Here is a 23,423-nt window from a genome sequence, read left to right on the forward strand (position 1 = left end):
GATATTTTAACAGTTCTTGCACATTGAATTGTTTACCTTTGTGCTGTCATTTATTTAATCAAGAAAGCACGAAATCACATGGTATTATTCTCAGAAGACCACATACAGGAAACTAAAAGAAGAGGTAGAATTGAAGTTATCTGCGGCTCTATGTTCTCAGGAAAGACAGAAGAACTGATTCGCAGAATGAAACGGGCAAAGTTTGCACGTCAGCGTGTGGAGATATTCAAACCGGCTATCGACACCCGTTATTCGGAAGAGGACGTAGTTTCACACGACAGCCATTCCATCGCTTCCACTCCTATTGATTCATCGGCAAGCATCCTGCTGTTCACTTCCGAGATAGACGTAGTAGGAATCGACGAAGCACAGTTTTTCGACAGCGGGCTGATAGACGTATGCAATCAGCTTGCCAATAACGGAGTCCGCGTCATTGTTGCAGGTTTGGATATGGACTTCAAAGGGAATCCTTTCGGCCCTATGCCACAACTGTGTGCCATAGCCGATGAAGTATCCAAGGTGCATGCCATCTGCGTAAAATGTGGAGATCTGGCATCATTCTCACATCGTACAGTCAAGAACGACAAGCAAGTCCTTCTAGGTGAGACAGCAGAGTACGAGCCTCTTTGCAGGCAATGCTACCTCCAGGCACTGGAAGAGGACAGGCAAAAGGTATAAACTCAACAGAAAACAACTATGGAAAGGAAGAAGATAACATTCGACAGTTTTATACGTGGTGTCATCGGATGTATGATGGTGGTAGGAATATTAATGCTTGTAGAACGACTGAGCGGAGTGCTATTGCCTTTCTTTATCGCCTGGTTGATTGCCTATATGGTTTATCCGTTAGTCAAGTTCTTCCAATACAGACTAAAGCTGAAAAGCCGCATCCTTTCCATTTTTTGCGCATTGTTTCTGATCACTGTTGTGGGAGTGGCATTATTCTATCTGTTAGTTCCGCCTATGGTTTCCGAAATAGGCAGAATGAATGATTTATTAGTAAGCTACCTCACAAACGGCGGTGGCAGTAACGTCCCCAAGACACTTTCCGAATTTGTCCATGAGAATCTTGATTTGGTAGCATTAAACAAAATGCTGAGTGAAGAGAATATCCTTGCCGCAATCAAAGAAACTGTACCCAAAATGTGGGCTCTGCTTGCAGAATCACTCAACATCCTGTTCAGCATCTTTGCTTCCTTTATCATATTATTATATGTAGTCTTTATATTACTGGATTATGAAGCCATAGCCGAAGGATGGCTGCACCTGCTCCCCAATAAATACCGCAAATTCGCTTCCAACCTGGTTTATGACGTGCAGGACGGCATGAACAGATATTTCCGTGGACAGGCATTGGTTGCATTCTGCGTAGGTATTCTTTTCAGCATAGGCTTCCTGATTATTGACTTCCCGATGGCCATTGCTTTGGGACTTTTCATCGGAGCCCTCAACATGGTTCCTTACCTGCAAATCATCGGTTTTCTCCCTACCATCGTATTGGCTATCCTCAAAGCTGCCGATACCGGACAGAACTTCTGGATTATCATTGCATGCGCATTGGCAGTCTTCACCATCGTACAAATTATACAGGACACTCTCCTCGTTCCCAAAATTATGGGAAAGATTACTGGGCTGAATCCTGCCATCATCCTTTTATCTCTTTCTATTTGGGGTTCTTTAATGGGAATGTTAGGAATGATCATCGCGTTACCTCTCACCACTTTGATGCTTTCCTATTATCAACGCTTTATTATCAACAAAGAAAAGATAAAATATAATGAAATCGAAATCACTGATAATCAAGAGAAAAGCGGTATAGAGAAAAAATAATTGAAACTTTTTTCTACGAAATACTTGCAGATTAAATAAAAGTCACTACCTTTGCACCCGCAATCAGGAAATAACTGATTTGCGAACAAGGATTGATTCGCTAGCTCAGCAGGTAGAGCACAACACTTTTAATGTTGGGGTCCTGGGTTCGAGCCCCAGGCGGATCACCAAAGAAAGATGAAAATCGAAGAAAATCCCTGATAATAAACAGTTATCGGGGATTTTTAGTTTCTTTCCACCTCCCCTTTTTACGCAGAATGCGGCAACTTTCACAGGCCAATTCGGTGGAGTAAGATTCCGGCCGAAAAAGTCCACCGAATAAGATTGCTTTGCGTTGATACACAATATTTTGCATAGTCGCACTTCTGGCTTTGAAACTTAATTTTGCAAACAAAAAGTATCAAGCCATGCAAAGAAACTATTTTTCGATTCTCTTCTTTATCAGAAGAACAAGACTGTTGAAGAACGGTGAAGCACCTATCGGGCTACGAATCACCGTAAACGGACAACGTGCCGAAATGCAAATCAAGCGCAGCGTTGCCGAAGAGCGTTGGAACGCATCCAAAGGATGTGTGACGGGAAAAGACCGGAAAGCCTTGGAACTGAACCAGTATCTGGAATCTGTCAGGACAAAGATTTATCAGATACACCGTGAACTGCTGCAAGACGGCAAACCTATCACGGCCCTCACCATTATACAAAAGTTCAATGGTGAGGGCGAATCTCCTAAGATGCTCTTGGAAGTATTCCGTGAACATAACAAGAAGTATAGGGAGCTTATAGACCGTGATTATGTGAAAGGCACGGTTTTGAGGTATGAAAGGACTGTCCGCTATTTGGAAGAAATGCTTCAAAGCCAATACAATCTGAAAGATATTCCGTTGAAGGAGCTGAACCATGAATTCGTCCTGAACTTTGAACACTTTGTTAAAGTGCAAAAGAATTGTGCTCAAAATGCGGCTGTCAAGTACCTGAAAAACTTGAAGAAAATCACACGGCTTGCGCTGGTCAACAAATGGATTACCGATGACCCGTTCACTGAAATCCGCTTTCACCAGACACAGAGCAACCGTGACTTCTTGACGGAAGAGGAACTCAATGCCATCATCAATAAGAAGTTTGATATACAACGCCTTGAAACCGTCCGTGATATTTTTGTCTTTTGTGCGCTAAGTGGCTTGGCGTTCACGGATGCGCAGCATCTGACACCGGAGCATATCACACAAGACTGCAACGGGGACTATTGGATAAGGAAGCCACGCGAAAAGACAAACAATATGTGCAACATCCCCTTGCTGGATATACCACGGATGATTGCGGAGAAATACAAGAACCATCCCGAGTGCATCAAAAGAGGTGTGGTATTGCCTGTTCCGTCCAATCAGCGGATGAACAGCTACCTCAAAGAGATAGCGGATGTATGTGGTATAAAGAAGACCTTAAGTACACATATCGCCCGGCACACCTTTGCCTGCATTGCCATAGCCAACAAGGTGTCTATGGAATCTATCGCAAAGATGTTGGGGCACTCCGACCTCAGAACAACTAAAATCTATGCAAAGCTGATGGATAAGACGGTTTCCGAAGAAATGAATATCTTGAAACGAAAATTCAGCGTAGTATGAACAGAGGAATAATAACAATCAGTGAAGCAGGTACGGTCACTATACCGACTGCACCTATATGGATGACACAATTTGAGATAGCGGATTTGTTCGGTGTATTCTCATACAATATTCGCAAGGCGATTCATTCTATCTATAAGCATAAGGAACTGGACGAGTCTGAAACGCGGAAGTATGTCAGACAACCGGATGGCATCAGTTATGAAACTTATAGCATTGAAATGATTATAGCCATTGCATTTAGAATATACAGTAGAGAAAGTGTCCTGTTTAGGCAGTTTATAATCGCTAAAATGAGTACCGCCACAAAAGAGATACCGATAACGTTATTTGTTTCCTGTGGCAGAGTTAGTAACCTATGGTATAGTTGAGTCCATTCCACCAGCCACTCGTTACCGATGTCGGATGCAAAGGTAGCGCATGGCTTTGACGGCAGAGGCAAGGTCAGGCGGCAATGCCGTTTCGGGCGGAATCTTCCTCCTTCGGAGTGTATTCGACCCGAAAACCTTGCCACTGCCTGCCACACGCTTGAAAGGCATCCGGCAACGGAAACAAGCGACTGGCGGGAAATCAGAAGATAGAAAGGAACGGCTTACAGACGAAGCAGGATATTGGCGCTTCATCCGTAAGCCGTTCCTCTTTTTGTCGAAGAGTTCCATTGCTCCGCAACCATAGGGCAGACGGCAAACTGCGCTCCTTCAAGAAAATCAGGTTGCCGTCAATCGGTAAGCGGAGCGGTAGCCGTCATTCAGCATCCTTTCGATGTCGGATTCACGGTAGAGGATTTTGCCACCCAACTGGATATAGGCGATGCGTCCTTCGTTGCGGTAGTCCTGAAGTGTCCGGCGGCTCACCTTCAGCCGTGCCGACACCTCTTTGTCGGTGAAGAACCGCTCACCGCCCAATGTCGGGCGGTAATTGGCGGTCAGATGCTCGAAGCTGTCCAACAGTCGGTCAAGACTGCCCATGAAGTGGATTATCCACTCGTTATCCTTGTTAATCAGCTCGTTCATATCACTTTGGATTTATTGGGATTATTGTTATTACTCTATTCGGTTATCAGATTGTCCTGCCTTTGAACCTCGCTTCTTTTCTCCTGTCCTCCACGATGGATACGATACGTTTCACATCTTCAGGACAGTAGTAGGTTTTGTGATTGATTTGGCTGTATGCCAATGTGCCGTTATCCCGAAGAGTCTGCAACATGCGTGGGCTGATGTTGAGCATCCGGCACACGTCCTGATTGTCCATCCACTCGCTCATTGTCTTTTCCCCGTGCCGATGGCAGATGGCATCCATTCGGCAGATGAAACGGTCGAACTTGGCGACCATCGCTTCAAAGGTCTTTCTTTCGATTGATACGATTTCCATATTGTCTTTCTTTTAATTGTTACTGTTTTTTTGCTGCAAAGGAATACATAATCTATTGCCCTGCAATGGATTTTCCGAAAGTGGCAGCATGTTGCGCCGATACGGTGGTCATTGTCCGGGTTACTGCCTGTCAATTCCCCGTAAGCAAGCCTGTGTACCATGATTTCCGCTCCACCTTTTGAGACTGCTATCATTCCTTTTGCCGCAAAGAAAGACATAATCCGATACCTGACAATGGATATTACCATTACTGGTAGTATGTGGCACAGGGTGGTAGAGGTTGGCACACGTTGTAAGTGGCGCCAATTCCCTTGATTCCGAAAATTAGGAATGCGGCAAGATTGAAAATAAGGGCTTAATTCAAACCTGCCCTCTATCTCATCTCTATCCGTTCCGCTATTCATCTCCGGCAAATCGGAGAAGTCTGCACCGCTATTTCCATCACCACATTGCAAAACCACACAAAATTGGCTAAGAGAATCCAAACGCTTGAATGACTGCACTAAAGCACCTTACTTTACTCCCGATAATCGGTCGAGATGCTGACCAAGACCACATTCAATAACTTAATCAATTTGTTTTTTACAATGAAAAGAGAACCAAACATTACAGAGCAGCAGGCTCGTGAAATCGTGGAAAAAATGGGACGCAGGGAATCCCACACTCCCAAGTCTGTGGATGACTTTTACAGGAGAATCGGTCTGGAGCCGGAGGAGCTGGAACAGCCCGACAAGACCGTCACGGAAGAAACGGAGACCGCTATAACGGATGAACCGTCAGGTGTGAAGACCGGAGATGTGACAATGCCACAGAAGCGAGTCAGTAGCAAGTAGCGCAGGCTGTCTTTGGATGAGTACCGCACCACCTATCTCCAAGTCCCCAAGATTATCAACCGCAAGCCTGTGTTCGTCAGTGAGACGGTACGTGACGAGCTGGACAGGGTTGTCCGCTACCTCGGCGAAAAGGGCATGAGCGCATCCGGACTTATCGAGAACCTTGTCCGCCTGCACCTTGAAACTTATCGTGAGGACATCGAGCAGTGACGCAAACTCTGACGGGATTACGGTGGAACCGATTGAGCCGTTGGATGCACTCCATCGGTTCGACCGATACACAAGGTGAGTTATTACACTCGGAAATCAATCCGACAGGCGGAGAATTTTTGTGTCCTCAAAGACACAGCAAGATATATTTTCAGTTACCCGAATAATTCTAAGTAACTGAAAACACCTTCACCGCTGTGGGCAGAATTATCCTCCGCAGTCGGATAATTTCGAGGTTCTTTAATCAAAGATTAAACAATGGACAAACCATAAAATTAAAAGAATAAGAAGAATGAAAAAGAAGAGCAAGTACGGGAGAAATCCCAAATTGAACCCAAAGACGCACTGCGTGATGGTGCGCTTCGACGATGTGGAATGGAACAGGTTCCTAACGATGTACGAGGAATCGAACGTGTATGCGAAAGCCGTCTTTCTCAAGGCGCATTTCTTCGGACAGAAGTTCAAGGTCCTGAAGGTGGACAAGACGCTGGTGGACTACTACACCAAGCTGTCGGACTTCCACGCCCAGTTCCGTGCCATCGGTACGAACTACAATCAGGTCGTTAAAGAATTGCGCATCCATTTTTCGGAGAAGAAGGCGATGGCGTTGCTCTACAAGTTGGAGAAACATACCATCGACCTTGTGAAACTGAGCTGGGAAATTGTGGAACTTTCAAGGGAAATGTATGCCAAGTGGGAACAACGGAAAGAATAATTCTGTTACATACCCAAGATACACATTACAGATACGTAATTCGGTAAATGAACGCATTTTTACTGACAATTTCATTGTCAATCATGTTGTAATCGTACATTCGGAACTTTAGAACAAAGACAAGTATTACTTAACAGACTTGAAAACTAAATTCTTATAATTGAAACGACTGTATCATTTATAATGGTGCAGTCGTTTTAGGTAGTCGTTTTATATTCAAGAGGATAAATAGTTGCAAATGTTCATTTAGCTATCAATATGAAATTACTATCTTTGTAAAATGATTCAAGAGGAATTCGATTTTTACAGACCATGTAAGCTATTGCAACCTTACGTGAGATATTATTGGGTATTCAAAAGTAACCAGTTTTTGAATACCCTGACTTATCCTATCGGTTGCCCTCAAATCATCTTCCATAAACAAACACCGTTATATATCCCTGAACTGAATGTTACACAACACAAACTGACCATCAGCGGACAAGTTAATTTTTCATCCCATTTGTATGCTGACGGCAATACAGAAATGATAGTGGTCGTGTTCCAGCCCCACGCCATGAGTATGTTTCTGAACATACCGACATCGCTCTTTTACAATCAAGAAGTGTCCGGTTACAGCCTTGAAAACAAGAGTTTGAATGAACTGGCTACACGAATATTCGACTGTGAAAATAATTCTATTTGCATAAGCTATATAGAAAAATGGCTGGTGTCACAAATTGCCGATAATTTAGCTGATACCACATACAGAATTAAAAGGATAGATGCCGCCATACAGCAAATATATATCACTCCGCAAATCTCTGTAAACGAATTATCTTCCATTGCCTGCCTGAGCAAAAAACAGTTTGAGCGGTTGTTTCATTCATTTGTCGGCATCAATCCCAAAGAATATACCCGTATCGTCCGCTTCCAAAAGGTTTTGGCACAGATGCAGCATCAAGCGGGTAAAGAAATCAATCAGGCACAAATAGCATACGCCAGCGGCTATGCCGACCAGTCTCACTTTATCCGGGAGTTCAAGAAATTCTGCGGATATACGCCCGTGTCTTTGCTGAAAGTATCAAATCCATATTCCGATTTGTTCACCAATCCCGTGTAAATGTCCCGTTTGTTCTATCCGGGTTCAAACGCTTCCCCTACTTTTGCCGCCTGATTCATTGAATGAAAAATAGCATTAAGTATGAAAGAAGTAAATCCCCAAGAAACCGGCCGGGCATACGCCTTTGAAATGTGGATGAACGCACCCATGCCGATGGTGACGTTCTTTAAGACACTCGACGTGTCACGCCTTGCGAAAATCAGCCGGAAATCGGGCATGAAGTTTAATATGTTGATGTGCTGGTGCATCGGCAAATCCGCAAGGGACGTGAAAGAATTTTATCTGCTGCCCGTTGGCGGTAAACTGATGCAGTACGACACCATTGCAGTAAACACCATTGTCGCTAACAGAGAGGGCGAGGTAAGTTCGTGTGATATTCCTTTCTGCGATGATTTATCTGTGTTTAATCAACACTATCTGCGACTTACCAAACAAGTGGCTGAAAGTTGCGTCAATCACGACTTGACGGAAAGCATGGTTATCGGAACTTCCGCCTTGGCACAATATGAAATAGACGGTGCTGTCGGGATGTATAGCGGCATTTTTAATAATCCGTTCCTCATTTGGGGCAAATACAAGCGCCGCCTGCTGAAAACGACACTTACCGTTTCTTTCCAGTTCCACCACACGCAAATGGACGGGGCGCACGCTTCCCGCTTTTTGGACGGGATTCAGAAAGAAATTGATAAATTGAGAATATAAGTTTAGGGAAAAACGCTATCTTTGCAGAACTAACAGAAAAATAAATAGTTGTTCAACAATATGAAATGGCAGTTGTGCATATAGCTACGCTCAACGAATAGCACTTCCAATTATTGCTATTCAACAATAGACAGGCTTATGTTTTTAAGTTTGCCTGTTATTGCCTTGTCATTATCCCTTATTATAAATCTATAAGATTGTCGTGCTGTTTAAAGCGGCAGGATGTATCGTATCATATTGGTTTGAACAAATGAATTATACCTATAAGAAAATCTGGCTCATCGCTTTTCCTGTAATGATGAGCATCCTTATCGAACAACTGATAAATATTACCGATGCTTTGTTTTTAGGGCACGTGAGTGATGTGGAACTGGGCGCATCTGCTCTTGCCGGAATATGGTTCTTGGCAATTTATATGCTCGGCTTCGGGTTCAGTTTGGGGTTGCAAGTGGTAATTGCCCGCCGTAACGGAGAACAGCAGTATGCGGAAACGGGAAAAACGTTCTTTCAGGGATTGTTTTTCTTGCTGATACTGGCGGTACTCCTCTGTATGCTATCCAAGATATTTTCTCCTGTTCTGTTGAAACATCTGATAACTTCGGATGATGTGTATAATGCGGTTATCCGCTATTTGGATTGGCGTATTTGGGGATTGTTGTTCTCTTTCCCGTTCCTTGCCTTACGCTCGTTTTTGGTAGGCATTACACAGACAAAAGCTCTGAACATGGCAGCTTTCACTGCCGTACTGGTGAACATTCCGCTGAACTGGCTCCTGATATTCGGCTTCGATATGGGTATATCGGGAGCGGCTATAGCATCTTCATTTGCCGAAATGTGTTCGCTGGCTGTATTGGCTGCATATATGTTTCGGCACATTGATAAAAAAGTGTATAGCTTATACTGGCATATTGATATAACTATATTGAAAGAGGTATTTTCTATCTCGGTATGGAGTATGCTCCAGTTCTTTACAAGTGTAGCCATTTGGTTTCTGTTCTTCGTGGCTATCGAACGTTTGGGAGAAACGGAATTGGCTGTATCGAACATTATAAGAAGTGTTTCCGCACTGTTTTCCGTTATCGTCAATGCATTGGCAGGTGTCACCGGTTCTTTGGTGAGTAACCTGATTGGAGCAGGTGAAAAGAAACAAGTTTTTCCGCTTTGCCATAAGATTATCCGTTTAGGATATGCGACAGGCATTCCACTGATTGCTTTTGCGTTGTTCTTTCACCAGCACATTATAGGGGCTTATACGGAAAATCCCGCTATCGTACAGCTTGCATGGCCGCCTTTTCTTGTCATGCTATTGAATTACTTCTTTGCACTACCCAGTTACGTCTATCTGAATGCTGTCACCGGAACGGGAGCGACACGGACGGTATTCATTTTTCAGGTGATAACTACTATTGCTTATCTGTTCTGCTTATGGGGATTAGATTTTTGTGATGTCCCGTTAGCGGCATATTGGGCAGTGGAATACTTATATGTAATGCTGCTTGGTACACAATCCGTCATTTATCTTAAATATAAACAATACTAAGAACTGAAAGTTATGATGAACAAGATATATCCCCGTAAGGGTGACACGCAAACCGTTTATTTGAATGCTGTCGTAAAAGACCCGTCTATCGAAATAGGCGACTATACCATTTACAATGACTTTGTTTCAGACCCGTGTCTGTTTGAGCAAAACAATGTATTGTATCATTATCCCATTAACCATGAACGGCTGATAATTGGAAAGTTCTGTTCTATTGCTTGCGGTGCAAAATTTCTGTTCAATTGCGCCAATCATACCCTGAAATCACTATCGACATACACGTTCCCGCTGTTTTATGAAGATTGGGAATTGGATAAGGCAAATGTGGCTTCCGCTTGGGACAACAAAGGCGACATCGTAATAGGCAATGATGTATGGATAGGCTATGAAGCCGTTATTATGGCTGGTGTCCATATCGGTGACGGGGCTATTGTTGGTACAAGGGCGGTTGTGACGAAAGATGTGCCGCCCTATACCATTGTAGGTGGTATCCCCGCAAAGGAGATACGAAAGCGGTTCAGTCCTGATAGGATAGAACAGATGCAGGCTTTGAAATGGTGGAACTGGTCGGTAGATAAGATACGGGAGTTTTTGCCTTATCTGAAAGATGGACGTTGGGATAAATTACAGGCAGTATGAAATCAATCAAGAATCTAATTTCACTCGGCTATTTGCTGATGGCATTATTGGTTATCGGCATAATGTATATTTGGTATAAAGAATGGTGCGAATTAGAGAAATTGGAAGTTCAGAATCGTCATATAGATACTTTTCGCCAAGAATCGCACGAAATATTTGTTCTTCTTATTGAACTTTCTTTATCAGGCGAGACTGTATTGGAATGGGAATATACAGATTTGGAACATTACCATTATCAACGCATGGCAATGGACAGTATGCTATGCCGTTTCAAAGTTATCTATCCGACAGAGCGCATAGACAGTGTACGCCATCTTCTCAAAGATAAGGAACGACAAATGCGTCAAATCGTGCAGGTATTTGAACAGCAACAAGCCATCAACGATAAGATAACCAGTCAAGTACCCGCAATAGTACAAAAGAGTGTCCAAGAACAGTACCAAAAAACAAAACGAAAAGGATTCTTGGGCATCTTCGGCAAAAAAGAGGAAGCAAAGCCCACCGTGACCACCGCGATGCTCCGTTCCCTTAACCGGAATATGATAGCGGAACAACAGGCGCAAAGCCGCCGTTTGTCGGAACATGCCGATAGCCTTGCCGCACGAAATGCAGAACTGAATAGGCTACTGCAAGGACTGATTATTCAAATAGATGGAAAAGTTCAAGCAGACCTGCAAAAAAGGGAATTGGAAATAGTTGCCATGCGGGAACGGTCATTTCTTCAGATTGGCGGCTTGACAGGGTTCGTCCTTCTTCTGTTAATCATTTCATATATCATAATTCACCGAAATACTAACCGTATCAAGCGGTACAAACGGGAAACGACAAATTTAATCAAACAGCTACAACAAGTGGTAGAGAAAAACGAGGCACTGATAGCCTCTCGCAAGAAAGCGGTACATACTATCACCCACGAGTTACGCACACCGCTGACGGCAATCACAGGCTATACCGGGTTGATGCAGAAAGATTGTAACACGGACAAAATCAAAGTGTATGTTCAAAATATCCGGCAATCCTCCGACCTTATGCGCGAAATGCTTAACACCCTGCTTGACTTTTTCCGTCTGGATAACGGCAAGGAGCAGCCGAACACTTCTCCTTGCCGGATTTCGGCAATCATTCACACGCTCGAAACGGAGTTTATGCCAATCGCCATGAACAAGGGATTGGCTCTGACAATACATTGTCACAAGGATGCCCTCGTCCAAACAGATAAAGAACATATCCTGCAAATCGGAAATAATCTGCTGTCAAACGCCATCAAATTCACGGAGGAAGGCGGTGTGTCGCTGACTACCGACTATACCGATGGAGTTCTGATAATTACTGTTGAAGATACGGGTACAGGCATGACCGAAGAGGAACAGCAACGGGTGTTCAGCGCGTTTGAGCGTTTGGCAAACGCCGCCGCAAAAGACGGCTTCGGACTGGGACTGTCCATCGTACAACGTATTGTGGCGATGCTCGACGGTACAATCCGGCTGGAGAGCGAGAAAGGCAAAGGCAGCCGTTTCACGGTGGAAATACCCATGCAGACAGCCGGGGAACTGCCGGAAAGGATAAATCAGACACGGATTCATCATGACCGTATATTCCATGATGTCATTGCCATCGACAATGACGAGGTATTGCTCCTTATGCTGAAAGAAATGTATGCACAGGAAGGGATACACTGCGACACCTGCACCGATGCTGCGGAGTTGATGGAACTGATACGAAAAAAGGAATACAGTCTGCTTCTGACGGATCTGAACATGCCGGAAATCAACGGCTTCGAGCTGTTGGAGCTGCTACGTACCTCCAACGTTGGCAATTCAAAGACTATCCCGGTAGTCGTGACAACCGCTTCGGGCAGTTGCAGCAAGGAGGAACTTATGGAACGTGGTTTCTCCGGTTGCCTGCTCAAACCGTTCTCCATATCGGAACTGATGGAGGTTTCAGGCAAATGCGCCATGAAAGGTAAACTGAATGAAAAGCCGGATTTCACCTCCCTGCTGTCATACGGCAATGAATCCGTCATGCTGGATAAACTGATAACGGAAACCGAAAAGGAAATGCAGGCAATCAGGGAAGCGGGTCTAAAGAAAGACCTTCAGGAACTGGATGCCTTGACACACCACCTGCGAAGTTCATGGGAGATACTCCGTGCCGACCAGCCGTTAAGGGAACTATACAAATTGCTTCATTGCGATGGCACACCTGACGATAAAACAATTGGCAATGCTGTAAAAGCTGTGCTGGACAAGGGTTCGGAAATCATCCGGCTGGCAAAAGAAGAAAGGAGAAAATACGAAAATGGATAAGACAAAAATCATCGTGGTGGAGGACAACATCGTATATTGCGAGTTCGTCTGTAATCTGCTGGTACGCGAGGGATTCCGCACCGTGCAGGCTTTCCACCTCTCGACCGCGAAGAAATATCTGCAACAGGCCGCAGACGGGGACATCGTGGTTTCCGACCTGCGCCTGCCCGACGGCAACGGTATCGACCTGCTGCGCTGGATGCGCAAGGAGGGCAGGATGCAGCCCTTTGTCATCATGACCGACTATGCCGAAGTGCATACGGCTGTTGAAAGCATGAAACTCGGCTCGCTGGACTACATACCCAAGCAGCTTGTGGAGGACAAACTCGTCCCTCTGCTACGGAACATATTGAAAGAACGGCACACCGGACGGAGCCGTATACCCCTGTTCTCGCGTGACGGCTCGGCGTTCCGAGCCATCATGAAGCGGATAAGGCTGGTAGCCCCCACCGACATGAGCGTGCTGATATTCGGGGAGAACGGCACGGGCAAGGAGCATATCGCCCACCTGCTGCACGACAAGGGCAAGCGGGCAGGAAAGCCGTTTGTGGCTGTGGACTGCGGTTCGCTCACCAAAGAGCTTGCGCCGTCGGCATTCTTCGGACACGTCAGAGGGGCGTTCACCGGTGCGGACAGTGCCAAGAAAGGTTATTTCCATGAAGCGGAAGGCGGCACGCTGTTCTTGGACGAGGTGGGCAACCTCGCACCGGAAACCCAGCAGATGCTTCTGCGAGCCATACAGGAACGGAGATACCGCCCGATAGGTGACAGAACGGATAAGAGTTTCAATGTCCGCATCATCGCCGCCACCAACGAGAATCTGGAAAAGGCGGTCAATGAAAAGCGTTTCCGGCAGGATTTATTATACCGCCTGCACGACTTCGAGATAACCGTTCCGCCGTTGCGCGACTGTCAGGAGGACATCATGCCTTTGGCTGAGTTCTTCCGTGAAATTGCGAACCGGGAACTGGAATGCGATGTCATCGGCTTTGACGGTGAAGCCCGCAAGACATTGCTGACCCATGCGTGGCCGGGCAACGTCCGTGAGCTTCGGCAGAAAATCATGGGTGCTGTTTTGCAGGCACAGACCGGTCTTGTCACGAAAGAGCATCTGGAACTTGCCGTGACGAGGGCGACCTCACCTGTCAGTTTCGCCCTGCGCAATGATGCGGAAGACAAGGAGCGTGTCTTACGCGCGTTGAAGCAGGCGAACGGAAACCGCAAGGTTGCCGCCGAACTGCTCGGGATAGGACGTACGACGCTGTACAACAAACTGGAAGAATATGGATTGAAGTATAAATTTCAGCAATCATAACTGATAATCATTGGATATAGGCTATTATGAATATCAATGTTGCAATTTCATTCATTGTAAAGATATAGGCTTCAAAAAATAATGTTATCTTTACATACAGACTAGTTGTTCAATAGTAACGAGCCGCAAAACTTTGAAATTAGGTAATCATTCTATTTTCCGCCACGACAATTTTATCGGCTGTTTTTCAGCCGATAAAATAAAAATGCCCGCAAGAAAATATTTTTGTTTTAACATTCCGGTTTATAAAAACATGGTAGAAGAGTCTTCTTGTCGCAGTCCTTACCATGAAGAATACATTCGAACAGGTGCTTCAGGTAATCCTGAGGGTCTATGCCATTAAGCTTGCAGCTTTCTATCAGAGAGAAGATGAATGCCGAGTTTTCTGCCGCATCCTCACTGCCTATGTTCATACAGTTCTTGAGCAACAGCTTTACCGGTTTCATCCTTTGTTCACAGAGGTTGTTCGATATTTCCGCTGCACCGTCCTTGAGGATATTTCTCAGGGACTTCCACTGGTTTAACGTATAATTGACAGCCTTTCTCATCAGTTCGTTAGCCATAATCTTCGCATCCTGCATCATCATGACCACCTTATGATGGATACTTTCAAGGATCGGTCCTGTAAGCTGCCGTCTTTTCCCCTTTATCTGCTCACCGCTGAGCTTCATGGTGCGGAACAGCTCTTCATTCATGAACATATCGCCGATGGAGTCTATTATCTCCATCGCTGTCCTGTCCGAAGGCAAGGCGTCAACCCACAACCTTCTGCAGTGCGTCCAGCATCCTATATGCAGCACCTTTGAGTCTTCTCCATCAAACATTCTGTAAACCGTATATCCGTCAGTGGACAGGGTCCCCATAAAATGTTCCAGGAACGACTTCGCCACATCGGATGACCTGCTGCCGTTGTTATAGTGATAATAGACCATCTTCATATGCTTTGCAAAGAATGCCCATAAGTACTTTCTCCTGTAAGCCTTGCCTTCCTTTGTTTCGATGCCTACAAGTTCGGTCGTCTCATCAACCATAAGATATTCAGCCTGCTGTACAAACCCCTTGAATACCTCTCCGATAAAACCCTTGAGTTTGGCGATTCCGTTATGGATATAGCTGTTCAGTGTGGTATTGCTTATGTGGATGCCCTCTCTGGCAAGCAGTCTTATCTGCCTGTTCTCCGGCATGCTGAAGTCATATTTCAGACAGAGCAGACGGGCAAGCAGTTCAGGAGAGAAGATGCCTCCAAGGTCTTTCAGCGGATGTTCCATCGTGTTCGCGAAAGTGCCGTCCGCAAGCTTCACCCTTGCCACCTTGTAGACATGCTCCACGTTATGAGCCCTTACATGTTCTATGACCCTGTATTCCCACACATCAGGCATACCGTTGCGGTTCATGAACCGTCCTCCTTCGGGAAGCGTGTAATACTCGTCCACTTCATGTACTACCACTTTGTCAACTTTCAATTTGGTTTTCACGGCACGTGGTGCAGTTTCCTTTCTTCTTGAAGGTTGGCTGTCCTGTGCAGGTGTGCTACCAGAAATGGTACTGCTGCCGGTTTCGTTACCGTCAGCCTTATCGTTGTCATCATCCTTTCTGTCAGAACCGTCATATTCGGACTTATGCAGTGCAGACTTGTCAAGGTTACGGTTGTTCAGCAGTTTTCTTTGCTCGGATGTACGGCCGAAACGGTGTTTCCTGCTGTCCTCAAGCTGAAGCCTGAGATTGGATATCTCGTTTGCCAGCATCCGGTTCACCTCGTCTTTCGCTTCAAGCTGCTTTCTCATAAGCTCCATTTCTTTTCGATAGTTCTCGACTGTTACGGATAATTCATTGATTGTATCAACCAGAGCCTTGGAGTTCTCCTTATTGGATTCTTCAATGGCCTTAAGCCTCGCAATCAGTTCGTTTACCTGTTTGCGAAGCCCTGCCTTTTCCTCATTCGCCAGACCCAACTGGCAGCAAAGTAACTCGTATGCCCTTTCATCAATCATGATATAAAGGTACGAAAAACCAGGCAGTTACGCAAACTTTTTATCGTTTATTTTTATATTATTTTACTGATAGTCAATATGTTAATATTAATCTTTTGAACTAACGTACATCTTGTCAACTACAATACTTTCCGTAAGATAGGCCATGTCTGACCATTGTATCCGGTAGCATTTGGAGACCTCATCAAATACCGGTTTCTTGAACTTTCCCATGACAGGACGTTTCTCGTAAAGCACATAAAAACCGCGTTCGTAATGAAGTATCTTCACAACCTTCCGGTTACGGGACATGAACATATATACATTGGATGCATCGCTCGGGTCAAGTGACATCTCTTCCCTTATACTCTCACACAGACGGAAAATGCCTTTCCGCAAATCCACATTACCGTTGAACAGATAATAGTTCAGGTTAGCACTCAGTCCAAGCATATCATCCTATCATTTTATTAAGCAACAAGCTCAAATCAAGAACTGTGGTGTTTCTCAGAAACAGTGTGGCACCTGATGTCAATTGCAACTTAACCCATCTTATAGGAGGCTCACCTTCAAGCTGTTTCACTTCCATTTTCACGGTTGGACTGTTGCAGGGATTGCCGGTTATCTGCACCTTGGCTACCTTGGGCTGTTCCACCCGGACTGTCTTGCCTAACTTCTCACTCCACAGCTGGTGGCGCTGCCAGTTCATGAACTTGTCGTAATTCACTCCATAATCCGCACAGAACTCGCGAAGGTCTTTGGTTTCGCAGCACAGCTGATAGAGGTCGTACACCTCCTGGTAGTTTACTTTTTCTTTTGCCATAATCTTTGTTAGTAATTGGTTATGGCGCAAAGATATGCTGGGTTGCGATGCGTGTCAAGGCGGAAAATAGAATGGTTACTGAAATTAGGACTATTGCCAAGTCATTATCATAAAAACGGATATACTAATAACTCTCACATCTTAAATTATCTGCAATCAATGTCGTTTTTTTACGAAAACCCGACATTGATTGCAGTAAGAGTGTTCCTAAAATCGATCAACAACTCTATGCTAAATGCCATCTGACCAATGAAGAAATCGCATTCATAGAATCAATGATACAGCCAATGTGATAAATAAGGGTGGAAATTACTACAATTTTTTCTACCCTTTCTATCTATTTTCTTAAATTGAGGTGTAATTATGTGAGAGTTTACGAAACCTATCGTTTTTATTTTTAAATTTCTTCGTCTATTTTTGCATTAATGACCTTCAGGTATGCATTGATATCTATCGCGGGGACAGTACCAATAGATTTCAAATAGCTCACAAGCTGAAGGAAGAATGTAAAGAGAGAGACATTCTTGTTGCTAAACTCAATCTCGTTTACTTTGCGACTCTCATACACTTGTTCTATATACTTACGATTATCCTTGATTGGGTCTATATCTTCAGGTTCTGTTTCTTTATAATCAACATAAAAACTACCCGCATCACAGAGACATCCCAAATCCAATGTCTGTAACCCTCTCAATTTCTCTAACTGCTTTATTACCGTATCGTTCCCCCTGTACGAGTTTGTTGTAGTTAAAATACCACCTATTATCTTAGTTAATGGTCGGGCAGGCGTAGTTCTTCCTGAGGCGACCATACTAATACTTGTTCTTTTCAGTTTACGCACGCTCTCAACTTTCTTTGCTGCATATTCTATATGCCCTTCCACATCTTGTTTCACCTCAAACACGGCATACACGCTTTCTGCCGGTATATACATAAAATTATCCTGCTTGAATATGAAAGGTGTGTAAATTGCGTCATAAATGACCACGTCCATCTGTTCGCTAACATTGCCTATCGAATCTATCACAATAGCCTTATCCACCTTATATCTGTCAGGAAGGTATGTGCGTAGGAACTCTATCCAATGTTGCTCCGTAGCATCACCCTTACTACCTGGATGTCCAATAAACTTTCTGTTTACATTCAGGCTGGTCTGCATTTGTTCCTGCAAACCATGAAATAATTCTTTTAAATCTACCATCTTCTTATATTCCAATAGCTTATTATTCTTATAACAATAAAATGTATGGGCACTAAGTCCATTACTTCTAACACTGACTATCAGTAGTAACGGATTCTCAATGGCCACTTCCTTCTCAATATCTATCATAGCCGCCAAATCTGTACTGCTATATTGTGTGGAACCATTTGGATGACTATGCCATTCGCCCACATATTGCAACCCCTCCTTGGCTAATTGTTCCCATACATTTTCCAAGCCCTTGGTAATGCGCATAAACTTTGTCCTACCAGTCAATTTTTCCACAGGCACCACAACTTTTTCTATATATACCGTATGCCTATCTGTAGAATATCGTCCCGCAAGCATTCCTCCGTTCTCATTAGGATATTCGCCCTCAGCCTGCAACTTTATTTGGTTGAATACTAAGGTTGGTATCTCTATATACAAATCATTACTTGCCAAATAATACTTCATAACTTGTTTATCTTTAAATTCAAGTCGTCTTCTGTTATATAAAAATCACTTAATGGTTCCTGCTTGCTCAACATCTTGATAATATGTTTCACGGCGACTTGCACTTTGCATTCTATGTCATTATACGAAGCCTTAAAGGTTGGATTCCAACAACCAATGGGATTGTACATGTCGGTTTCCACATCGTGTTTAAATAAGCCATAAACCAACAAAACAGTCTCTGTTACATTAGGAGAAAAGGCACATATCAAATCTTGTGCGTGATTGGTTATTGAGAGATTAACCAATTGGGCTTTCGTTCCAATAGAATCCATTACCCGCATCAGTTGATTATCCGTAGTACAATCAAATATCACATCAAACTCGTCAAAGAATTCTGCAAGAGCACTTTTGTCCTCATGCCCTGCCGCATATGTTTTTATCACTAAGTCAGCAATAGACTTCAAACTGGTACATTCAACATGAGGCGAAATCTGCGTCAGTAAACTCGTTATATCCAAGGTTTTCTCAATTATACCTGTATAAAAAGGATATGCAGACCGGCAAACATTACCAGGTTCCTTATTGTCTATGTCATATAGAGTCAGGTTTTTCGCACCACATCTTGTTAGAGTTTCTGCCAAAATACTTCCTATAGCCCCGACACCCATAATCAGCATTTTCTTATTAGCCAGTTCTTTGGGCATAGCTCCACGCCCAAAGAAATACTTATAGGAAATATCCACAGTTTCTGCCCATTGGATTTGCCCTTGCCTAAAATCAGTTAACCAAAGCCTATTCTTACCAGTGCCCACCCGCACAGGTTCTATCGGCAGATCATCCATGAAGAGAATCATTGCCTGCCAGTGAACGCCACCTTCGGGAATTCTATATCCACAAAACAACGGGAAGAAATCACACTTGCCTCTATGCGATACCACAAAACTATGGATATAGTTTTTCTGACTCTGCGAGAAAAGTCCCCTGATAGAATTGTAATTCTCAACAATAAACTTGTTGTATACCGATGGAATGTTGTTCAGCAGACAATATACTCCCTTAAACGACCTTAATTCTTGGTAGGACTTACTAATCCTACAGAACATTTCCGCATTCTTTACCTGTACGCACGACACAAACTTTTGTACCACATAGTTGATAACTGGCGTGTCTTTTTTACGACCTGTTGGTAATGTCGTATAGTGTACTATTCCGTAGTCTCCTTCAGTAAAATCCTCTTGAGTCTCTGCGAAACAGAAAGTATAATACTGCCCGCGAATCGTATGATGATTCACTACCAAATGCTCGTAGTGAGCATCCTTTTCTCCCCTTACATAGTATTTCTCGACCCATTCCTTCAACTGTTTCAAGTCGTTCACAAACTGACTCTCTGCATTATCATATTCCGCAGGGTGCATGCAAAGATTACCTCCCTGCATAATATGTGGATAATCCAGCAGATTTTTATTTTGAAAATGGATAGGTTCCATGCCCATAGTTTTGAACGGATAAGTAGGACTAATCTCTACATACCATTCCAAGTCAGCATGTTCTTGATCTGTAACCACGGCAATACGGCCTTTTAAGGAGCCTGCTTCATCAATGATAAAATCTTCAATAAGACTAACGCCATGAATGGAACCTATCAATTCCTTTATTTTATCTGCAGTCATCATATTTTACTATCCGAACCGTTTTGTACTTGTAGGATAAGTAGCACCTGTATCTTTCTCTTTATATCCGCAATATTTTTCGTTTACCTTGAAGTAGTAGGGCAAATATAAATCAGGATTACTGTCTATGTTGTTGAGCATGCTTTCCATATCAGATTTAAACGATTGTCTATCGTAGTCCTGCATAGTCCCCACGACATCGTTGTTCGTGTTACCTGGGTCAAAAAGGTGGAAACTACTTTCCGCGATGTGGTCACGTAGATACTCCATCGTGTATTTTAATCTTGGCCAAAGACCCATATCACCATTATAACCATCTAAGGCTCTAATTACGGCCAGTTCAATAACGAAAGACTTATATTTCTTATCTTTTTGCTTTTTCCATATTTTAAGCAGACGAATAATTTGACGTTCACTCGACTTTCCTTCGATATGCGAAATCTGCTTCTGGATATTCGTTTTCTGGCTTGATCCCTTTTTGAATCCCCAATGGTCTTCATTAAAACATAGGTTCAAATCATGCGAATCAAGATAGTTATCATCACTTAGTTCTCTACCAGGCACCACATCAAGTTCAACCGGCTTTTCATCTCCCTCTTCAATAGGGAAACTTACACCGATTGAAACCTTTTGCCTGCGAATAGTCACACCAGTATTCTTATATTCCTCTGCAAGGAAATCGTGTACGCTATCAAACATCTCCTGTAATGTTCCGAAAGCATTACGCTTGAACGGTTCCACTAAATCAAGGTCGAATTTCACATTAGTGGCAGTATGCTTAGCAAAACTGCCAGAACCAAACGAAGAATACTTGTCGCAACCATAATGGTCGTGCATTTTGGCCTTAATCTCCTCTCTACGGTTCTTAACTTTATTCACAAAATTCTGAACGTGGCACATCTTGTGTGTGTCTAACACTTCTCTTAAATGTTTGTTTTTATCAAAACTCATGTTTGCTTTAAATGTATAGTTTATATATTAATTAACAACTCTATAACCTTATGAATCTCCGAGTATGCCTTCAAATCCTCCGGCGATTCCTTACAGAGTCGGCACAACTTTTCTGAATTTGACATCGCCCTTTCTAAATCACCATTTTCTGTCAAGTATTTATAGAGGTCAGTACGTATGAAATATCGTTTTGTTTTTTCATACCCCGGCATATATTTCTGCAATTCTGGAAGCAGTTGTTCGTAACTCTCGTATCGCCGACAAACCACATTAGGCAAAAAATGAATCAAGAACCAAAATTCCGTACATGGATTCGTTTCTACAAACATCACCTTTCCGGCATATTTCTTCTTGCTATACTCTTTCTTTGCTCGCTGATACAGTTGCATTTCGGAAGGATATTGATACAGTCTGTCCATATCAAATAGGCATATGATATAATCATATTGCTTGTTCAAATAGGACTCTACCAGTTTCAAAATATGATTGATGTCGCTGTGCTGCGGAAAATCTGGGGCGACCTTGAAAGGATAACGACACGCAATCCTCAGAGAGTCGAAATAGAACCATTCCGTTTCTCCCTCTCCTATGATGGCAATACTTTTTGTTACTGTCCGCCTCATATCATTAGTCGTTTAGGTTGATATACTGGCTGCCCAAGAATGGCAATTTTACCAATTTACCCTGCTTGTAGGCATTATACGGGGAAAGATTCTTGTGCAGTCCAAGAGAAGAAAGACGCACAATTTTAGTTTCGCCGAGTTCGTCTTTGTCGGTGAACCATATCGTATCACGGCGAATGAAATCCTCGTTAAGAAGATTGATGTCGTGCGTAGTCAGGAGCATTTGGGATGTTCCGTTGCTGTTCGCTAAAAATACTTTTATAAAATAAGCTAATAGCTCATAGTGAATACTTGTTTCCACTTCATCGATAGACACAAACCGATTGGTCTTTAACAGAAAATTCAGTATCACAGCCATTCCCAAGAATCTCATGGTACCATTGGATTCGTATTCTTCCGATAAATCATATACTTTATCGCCTGCCTTATGCTTGAAAGTCAGTTCTGTATTCGTAATTTTACCCTTTCTTAGCATTTCTGACTTTGCTTCTTTATCAATAGGGGCATTCTGAATTAATTGTTCCAATTCAGGAGTAATCAATTCTTCCTCTTCGTGTAATACCACATCTTCTATGTTGAAATCTGACGCTTTCAGGAAGTTTAAAATGAATTTCTTCAAATCCCCTGTTTCGTCTTTATCCAATCGTGATTTGACATATCCCGAAAGTAGCATACCGGGAGCCAATACATCTTTTACCTGTTTGGCAAAGTAATCATATACGTCATTCAGCTTAGTGCGTTCCACGTTGCTTTTGCCAAATGCAGCAAGCACACTGCAATTATTGATAGTGTTACCCCCAATAATATCTTGACTCTTTTTTGCCATTTTTAGATTTGCTCCAAATTCTATGGTTGTCGAGTCTGTATCTGCATCATAACTACGACTATACAATTTTGCAGGACGAATAGACTCATAAACAACCAATGTTTCAGAATAGATGTGTTTCTCATCCAATTCGAAATTAAGTATATATTTTGATTGATTTATGTAGAACACCATTGACATTTTTGTCTTCTCATTCCTTGAAATATCGTCCAACATAAAAGGAATAACTCCGGTTTTTACATTACGATCTTTAGGCATTCTCAAGACAAGCATTCTGAAAAAATCAATAGCATTCAATATGTTGGTTTTCCCTGAAGCATTGGCACCATAAATAATTCCCACTTTCAGCAACCGAACACCATCCTTCACTTCATACGAATACTCATCAGACATAAAAGTATCTGATGAAGGCTCAAAGCTAATTTTTTGAGCCGATTTAATGGAAAAAAAATTCTCAATACTGAACTCTGCTATCATAATCGTTAATTCTTTATCTGATTCTGACTGCAAATATAATCACAAAACTCAAAATAAGGAAATTATAAATAGAAATTTTGTAATAATTCTACAAATTGCAGCAACAAACACACAAATCAATATTTTTAAACACAAAAGAAACTATTCAACCATTCATACCTACATACTCTTTAGCACTCCCAGAGAACAACTAATCAAAAAAAGTAATACATTCACTCTTTTTAAGGTAACATGATATAGAAATCAAAAAATAAGA

At 43.0% G+C, this 23,423-nt stretch carries 22 protein-coding genes, 1 tRNA gene and 1 pseudogene; 14 read left to right on the forward strand and 10 right to left on the reverse strand.

The features are described 5' to 3' along the window. The first annotated feature begins 78 nt into the window (after positions 1-78). The 6 genes from A4V03_RS14675 to A4V03_RS21045 all read left to right on the forward strand — a co-directional run bounded on the left by A4V03_RS14675 (position 79) and on the right by A4V03_RS21045 (position 4,130). Positions 79-678 (forward strand): thymidine kinase, encoded by a 600-nt coding sequence (locus A4V03_RS14675; RefSeq protein ID WP_065539449.1) that lies wholly within the window; start codon positions 79-81, stop codon positions 676-678. An 18-nt stretch (positions 679-696) separates the two neighbouring features. After that, positions 697-1,830, forward strand: a complete 1,134-nt coding sequence (locus A4V03_RS14680; protein WP_065539450.1) for an AI-2E family transporter — start codon at positions 697-699, stop codon at positions 1,828-1,830. Positions 1,831-1,924: 94 nt separating this feature from the next. Then, a tRNA-Lys gene (locus A4V03_RS14685) sits at positions 1,925-2,000 on the forward strand. Between the two features lie 237 nt (positions 2,001-2,237). Beyond that, positions 2,238-3,455 (forward strand): site-specific integrase, encoded by a 1,218-nt coding sequence (locus A4V03_RS14695; RefSeq protein ID WP_022199353.1) that lies wholly within the window; start codon positions 2,238-2,240, stop codon positions 3,453-3,455. Further along, on the forward strand, positions 3,452-3,826 hold the full coding sequence (locus A4V03_RS14700) for a hypothetical protein (RefSeq protein ID WP_065539452.1): 375 nt from the start codon (positions 3,452-3,454) through the stop codon (positions 3,824-3,826). The genes A4V03_RS14695 and A4V03_RS14700 overlap by 4 nt, the downstream gene beginning before the upstream one ends. Before the next feature lie 49 nt (positions 3,827-3,875). Beyond that, positions 3,876-4,130, forward strand: coding sequence for a hypothetical protein (locus tag A4V03_RS21045; RefSeq protein ID WP_167371333.1), 255 nt, complete (start codon positions 3,876-3,878; stop codon positions 4,128-4,130). Between the two features lie 32 nt (positions 4,131-4,162). On the opposite strand, the gene A4V03_RS14710 is transcribed toward A4V03_RS21045, so the two are convergent. Both A4V03_RS14710 and A4V03_RS14715 read right to left on the reverse strand, forming a co-directional pair. After that, on the reverse strand, positions 4,163-4,468 hold the full coding sequence (locus tag A4V03_RS14710) for a helix-turn-helix domain-containing protein (protein ID WP_065539453.1): 306 nt from the start codon (positions 4,466-4,468) through the stop codon (positions 4,163-4,165). A gap of 46 nt (positions 4,469-4,514) precedes the next feature. Beyond that, complete coding sequence (locus A4V03_RS14715) at positions 4,515-4,826, reverse strand: helix-turn-helix domain-containing protein (protein WP_065539454.1); 312 nt, start codon at positions 4,824-4,826, stop codon at positions 4,515-4,517. 587 nt (positions 4,827-5,413) lie between these two features. On the opposite strand from A4V03_RS14715, the pseudogene A4V03_RS14720 reads away from it, so the two are divergent. From A4V03_RS14720 to A4V03_RS14760, 8 genes and pseudogenes are all read left to right on the forward strand, one after another. Further along, positions 5,414-5,869: pseudogene (locus A4V03_RS14720) on the forward strand (DUF3408 domain-containing protein). A gap of 292 nt (positions 5,870-6,161) precedes the next feature. Continuing rightward, complete coding sequence (gene mobA / locus A4V03_RS14730; protein ID WP_065539455.1) at positions 6,162-6,584, forward strand: conjugal transfer protein MobA; 423 nt, start codon at positions 6,162-6,164, stop codon at positions 6,582-6,584. Positions 6,585-6,864: 280 nt separating this feature from the next. Beyond that, the gene (locus A4V03_RS14735) at positions 6,865-7,686 is read left to right on the forward strand and encodes a helix-turn-helix domain-containing protein (RefSeq protein WP_065539456.1); all 822 of its coding nucleotides are present in this window, start codon (positions 6,865-6,867) and stop codon (positions 7,684-7,686) included. 81 nt (positions 7,687-7,767) lie between these two features. Continuing rightward, positions 7,768-8,388, forward strand: coding sequence for a CatA-like O-acetyltransferase, family 2 (locus A4V03_RS14740; RefSeq protein ID WP_065539457.1), 621 nt, complete (start codon positions 7,768-7,770; stop codon positions 8,386-8,388). Between the two features lie 250 nt (positions 8,389-8,638). After that, a complete protein-coding gene (locus A4V03_RS14745) occupies positions 8,639-9,928 on the forward strand; it encodes an MATE family efflux transporter (protein ID WP_201442218.1) in 1,290 nt (429 codons plus the stop codon). A 12-nt stretch (positions 9,929-9,940) separates the two neighbouring features. After that, positions 9,941-10,567 (forward strand): CatB-related O-acetyltransferase, encoded by a 627-nt coding sequence (locus tag A4V03_RS14750; RefSeq protein WP_065539459.1) that lies wholly within the window; start codon positions 9,941-9,943, stop codon positions 10,565-10,567. Further along, positions 10,564-12,873 (forward strand): hybrid sensor histidine kinase/response regulator, encoded by a 2,310-nt coding sequence (locus tag A4V03_RS14755; protein WP_065539460.1) that lies wholly within the window; start codon positions 10,564-10,566, stop codon positions 12,871-12,873. The genes A4V03_RS14750 and A4V03_RS14755 overlap by 4 nt, the downstream gene beginning before the upstream one ends. Further along, positions 12,866-14,188, forward strand: coding sequence for a sigma-54-dependent transcriptional regulator (locus A4V03_RS14760; protein ID WP_065539461.1), 1,323 nt, complete (start codon positions 12,866-12,868; stop codon positions 14,186-14,188). Before A4V03_RS14755 ends, A4V03_RS14760 begins: the two co-directional genes overlap by 8 nt. Before the next feature lie 230 nt (positions 14,189-14,418). Here A4V03_RS14760 and tnpC read toward each other — a convergent pair whose 3' ends face one another. The 8 genes from tnpC to A4V03_RS14800 all read right to left on the reverse strand — a co-directional run bounded on the left by tnpC (position 14,419) and on the right by A4V03_RS14800 (position 23,167). Then, positions 14,419-16,179, reverse strand: coding sequence for an IS66 family transposase (gene tnpC / locus A4V03_RS14765; protein ID WP_065539462.1), 1,761 nt, complete (start codon positions 16,177-16,179; stop codon positions 14,419-14,421). Between the two features lie 87 nt (positions 16,180-16,266). Then, positions 16,267-16,611, reverse strand: a complete 345-nt coding sequence (gene tnpB, locus A4V03_RS14770) for an IS66 family insertion sequence element accessory protein TnpB (RefSeq protein ID WP_065538204.1) — start codon at positions 16,609-16,611, stop codon at positions 16,267-16,269. A gap of 1 nt (position 16,612) precedes the next feature. Further along, the gene (locus A4V03_RS14775; RefSeq protein ID WP_065538205.1) at positions 16,613-16,981 is read right to left on the reverse strand and encodes a hypothetical protein; all 369 of its coding nucleotides are present in this window, start codon (positions 16,979-16,981) and stop codon (positions 16,613-16,615) included. 397 nt (positions 16,982-17,378) lie between these two features. Beyond that, positions 17,379-18,638, reverse strand: a complete 1,260-nt coding sequence (locus tag A4V03_RS14780) for a DUF6602 domain-containing protein (RefSeq protein ID WP_065539463.1) — start codon at positions 18,636-18,638, stop codon at positions 17,379-17,381. After that, positions 18,635-20,290 (reverse strand): ThiF family adenylyltransferase, encoded by a 1,656-nt coding sequence (locus tag A4V03_RS14785; protein ID WP_201442233.1) that lies wholly within the window; start codon positions 20,288-20,290, stop codon positions 18,635-18,637. Before A4V03_RS14785 ends, A4V03_RS14780 begins: the two co-directional genes overlap by 4 nt. A gap of 9 nt (positions 20,291-20,299) precedes the next feature. Further along, on the reverse strand, positions 20,300-21,241 hold the full coding sequence (locus A4V03_RS14790) for a nucleotidyltransferase family protein (protein WP_065539465.1): 942 nt from the start codon (positions 21,239-21,241) through the stop codon (positions 20,300-20,302). Between the two features lie 20 nt (positions 21,242-21,261). Continuing rightward, positions 21,262-21,864 carry an RloB family protein gene (locus tag A4V03_RS14795; RefSeq protein WP_065539466.1) on the reverse strand — a complete coding sequence of 201 codons (603 nt, stop codon included), beginning with the start codon at positions 21,862-21,864 and terminating at the stop codon, positions 21,262-21,264. Between the two features lie 4 nt (positions 21,865-21,868). Further along, positions 21,869-23,167, reverse strand: a complete 1,299-nt coding sequence (locus tag A4V03_RS14800; RefSeq protein ID WP_065539467.1) for an AAA family ATPase — start codon at positions 23,165-23,167, stop codon at positions 21,869-21,871. Positions 23,168-23,423: the final 256 nt, after the last annotated feature.

The organism is Bacteroides caecimuris, assembly GCF_001688725.2.
GTDB lineage: Bacteria > Bacteroidota > Bacteroidia > Bacteroidales > Bacteroidaceae > Bacteroides > Bacteroides caecimuris.

What these genes read in the sequence shown, in the direction of transcription:
- A4V03_RS14675 (WP_065539449.1), top strand. Translation starts at nt 79, where the DNA reads ATGGTATTATTCTCAGAAGACCACATACAGGAAACTAAAAGAAGAGGT.
- A4V03_RS14680 (WP_065539450.1), top strand. Translation starts at nt 697, where the DNA reads ATGGAAAGGAAGAAGATAACATTCGACAGTTTTATACGTGGTGTCATC.
- A4V03_RS14695 (WP_022199353.1), top strand. Translation starts at nt 2,238, where the DNA reads ATGCAAAGAAACTATTTTTCGATTCTCTTCTTTATCAGAAGAACAAGA.
- A4V03_RS14700 (WP_065539452.1), top strand. Translation starts at nt 3,452, where the DNA reads ATGAACAGAGGAATAATAACAATCAGTGAAGCAGGTACGGTCACTATA.
- A4V03_RS21045 (WP_167371333.1), top strand. Translation starts at nt 3,876, where the DNA reads ATGGCTTTGACGGCAGAGGCAAGGTCAGGCGGCAATGCCGTTTCGGGC.
- A4V03_RS14710 (WP_065539453.1), bottom strand. Translation starts at nt 4,468, where the DNA reads ATGAACGAGCTGATTAACAAGGATAACGAGTGGATAATCCACTTCATG.
- A4V03_RS14715 (WP_065539454.1), bottom strand. Translation starts at nt 4,826, where the DNA reads ATGGAAATCGTATCAATCGAAAGAAAGACCTTTGAAGCGATGGTCGCC.
- mobA (WP_065539455.1), top strand. Translation starts at nt 6,162, where the DNA reads ATGAAAAAGAAGAGCAAGTACGGGAGAAATCCCAAATTGAACCCAAAG.
- A4V03_RS14735 (WP_065539456.1), top strand. Translation starts at nt 6,865, where the DNA reads ATGATTCAAGAGGAATTCGATTTTTACAGACCATGTAAGCTATTGCAA.
- A4V03_RS14740 (WP_065539457.1), top strand. Translation starts at nt 7,768, where the DNA reads ATGAAAGAAGTAAATCCCCAAGAAACCGGCCGGGCATACGCCTTTGAA.
- A4V03_RS14745 (WP_201442218.1), top strand. Translation starts at nt 8,639, where the DNA reads ATGAATTATACCTATAAGAAAATCTGGCTCATCGCTTTTCCTGTAATG.
- A4V03_RS14750 (WP_065539459.1), top strand. Translation starts at nt 9,941, where the DNA reads ATGATGAACAAGATATATCCCCGTAAGGGTGACACGCAAACCGTTTAT.
- A4V03_RS14755 (WP_065539460.1), top strand. Translation starts at nt 10,564, where the DNA reads ATGAAATCAATCAAGAATCTAATTTCACTCGGCTATTTGCTGATGGCA.
- A4V03_RS14760 (WP_065539461.1), top strand. Translation starts at nt 12,866, where the DNA reads ATGGATAAGACAAAAATCATCGTGGTGGAGGACAACATCGTATATTGC.
- tnpC (WP_065539462.1), bottom strand. Translation starts at nt 16,179, where the DNA reads ATGATTGATGAAAGGGCATACGAGTTACTTTGCTGCCAGTTGGGTCTG.
- tnpB (WP_065538204.1), bottom strand. Translation starts at nt 16,611, where the DNA reads ATGCTTGGACTGAGTGCTAACCTGAACTATTATCTGTTCAACGGTAAT.
- A4V03_RS14775 (WP_065538205.1), bottom strand. Translation starts at nt 16,981, where the DNA reads ATGGCAAAAGAAAAAGTAAACTACCAGGAGGTGTACGACCTCTATCAG.
- A4V03_RS14780 (WP_065539463.1), bottom strand. Translation starts at nt 18,638, where the DNA reads ATGAAGTATTATTTGGCAAGTAATGATTTGTATATAGAGATACCAACC.
- A4V03_RS14785 (WP_201442233.1), bottom strand. Translation starts at nt 20,290, where the DNA reads ATGACTGCAGATAAAATAAAGGAATTGATAGGTTCCATTCATGGCGTT.
- A4V03_RS14790 (WP_065539465.1), bottom strand. Translation starts at nt 21,241, where the DNA reads ATGAGTTTTGATAAAAACAAACATTTAAGAGAAGTGTTAGACACACAC.
- A4V03_RS14795 (WP_065539466.1), bottom strand. Translation starts at nt 21,864, where the DNA reads ATGAGGCGGACAGTAACAAAAAGTATTGCCATCATAGGAGAGGGAGAA.
- A4V03_RS14800 (WP_065539467.1), bottom strand. Translation starts at nt 23,167, where the DNA reads ATGATAGCAGAGTTCAGTATTGAGAATTTTTTTTCCATTAAATCGGCT.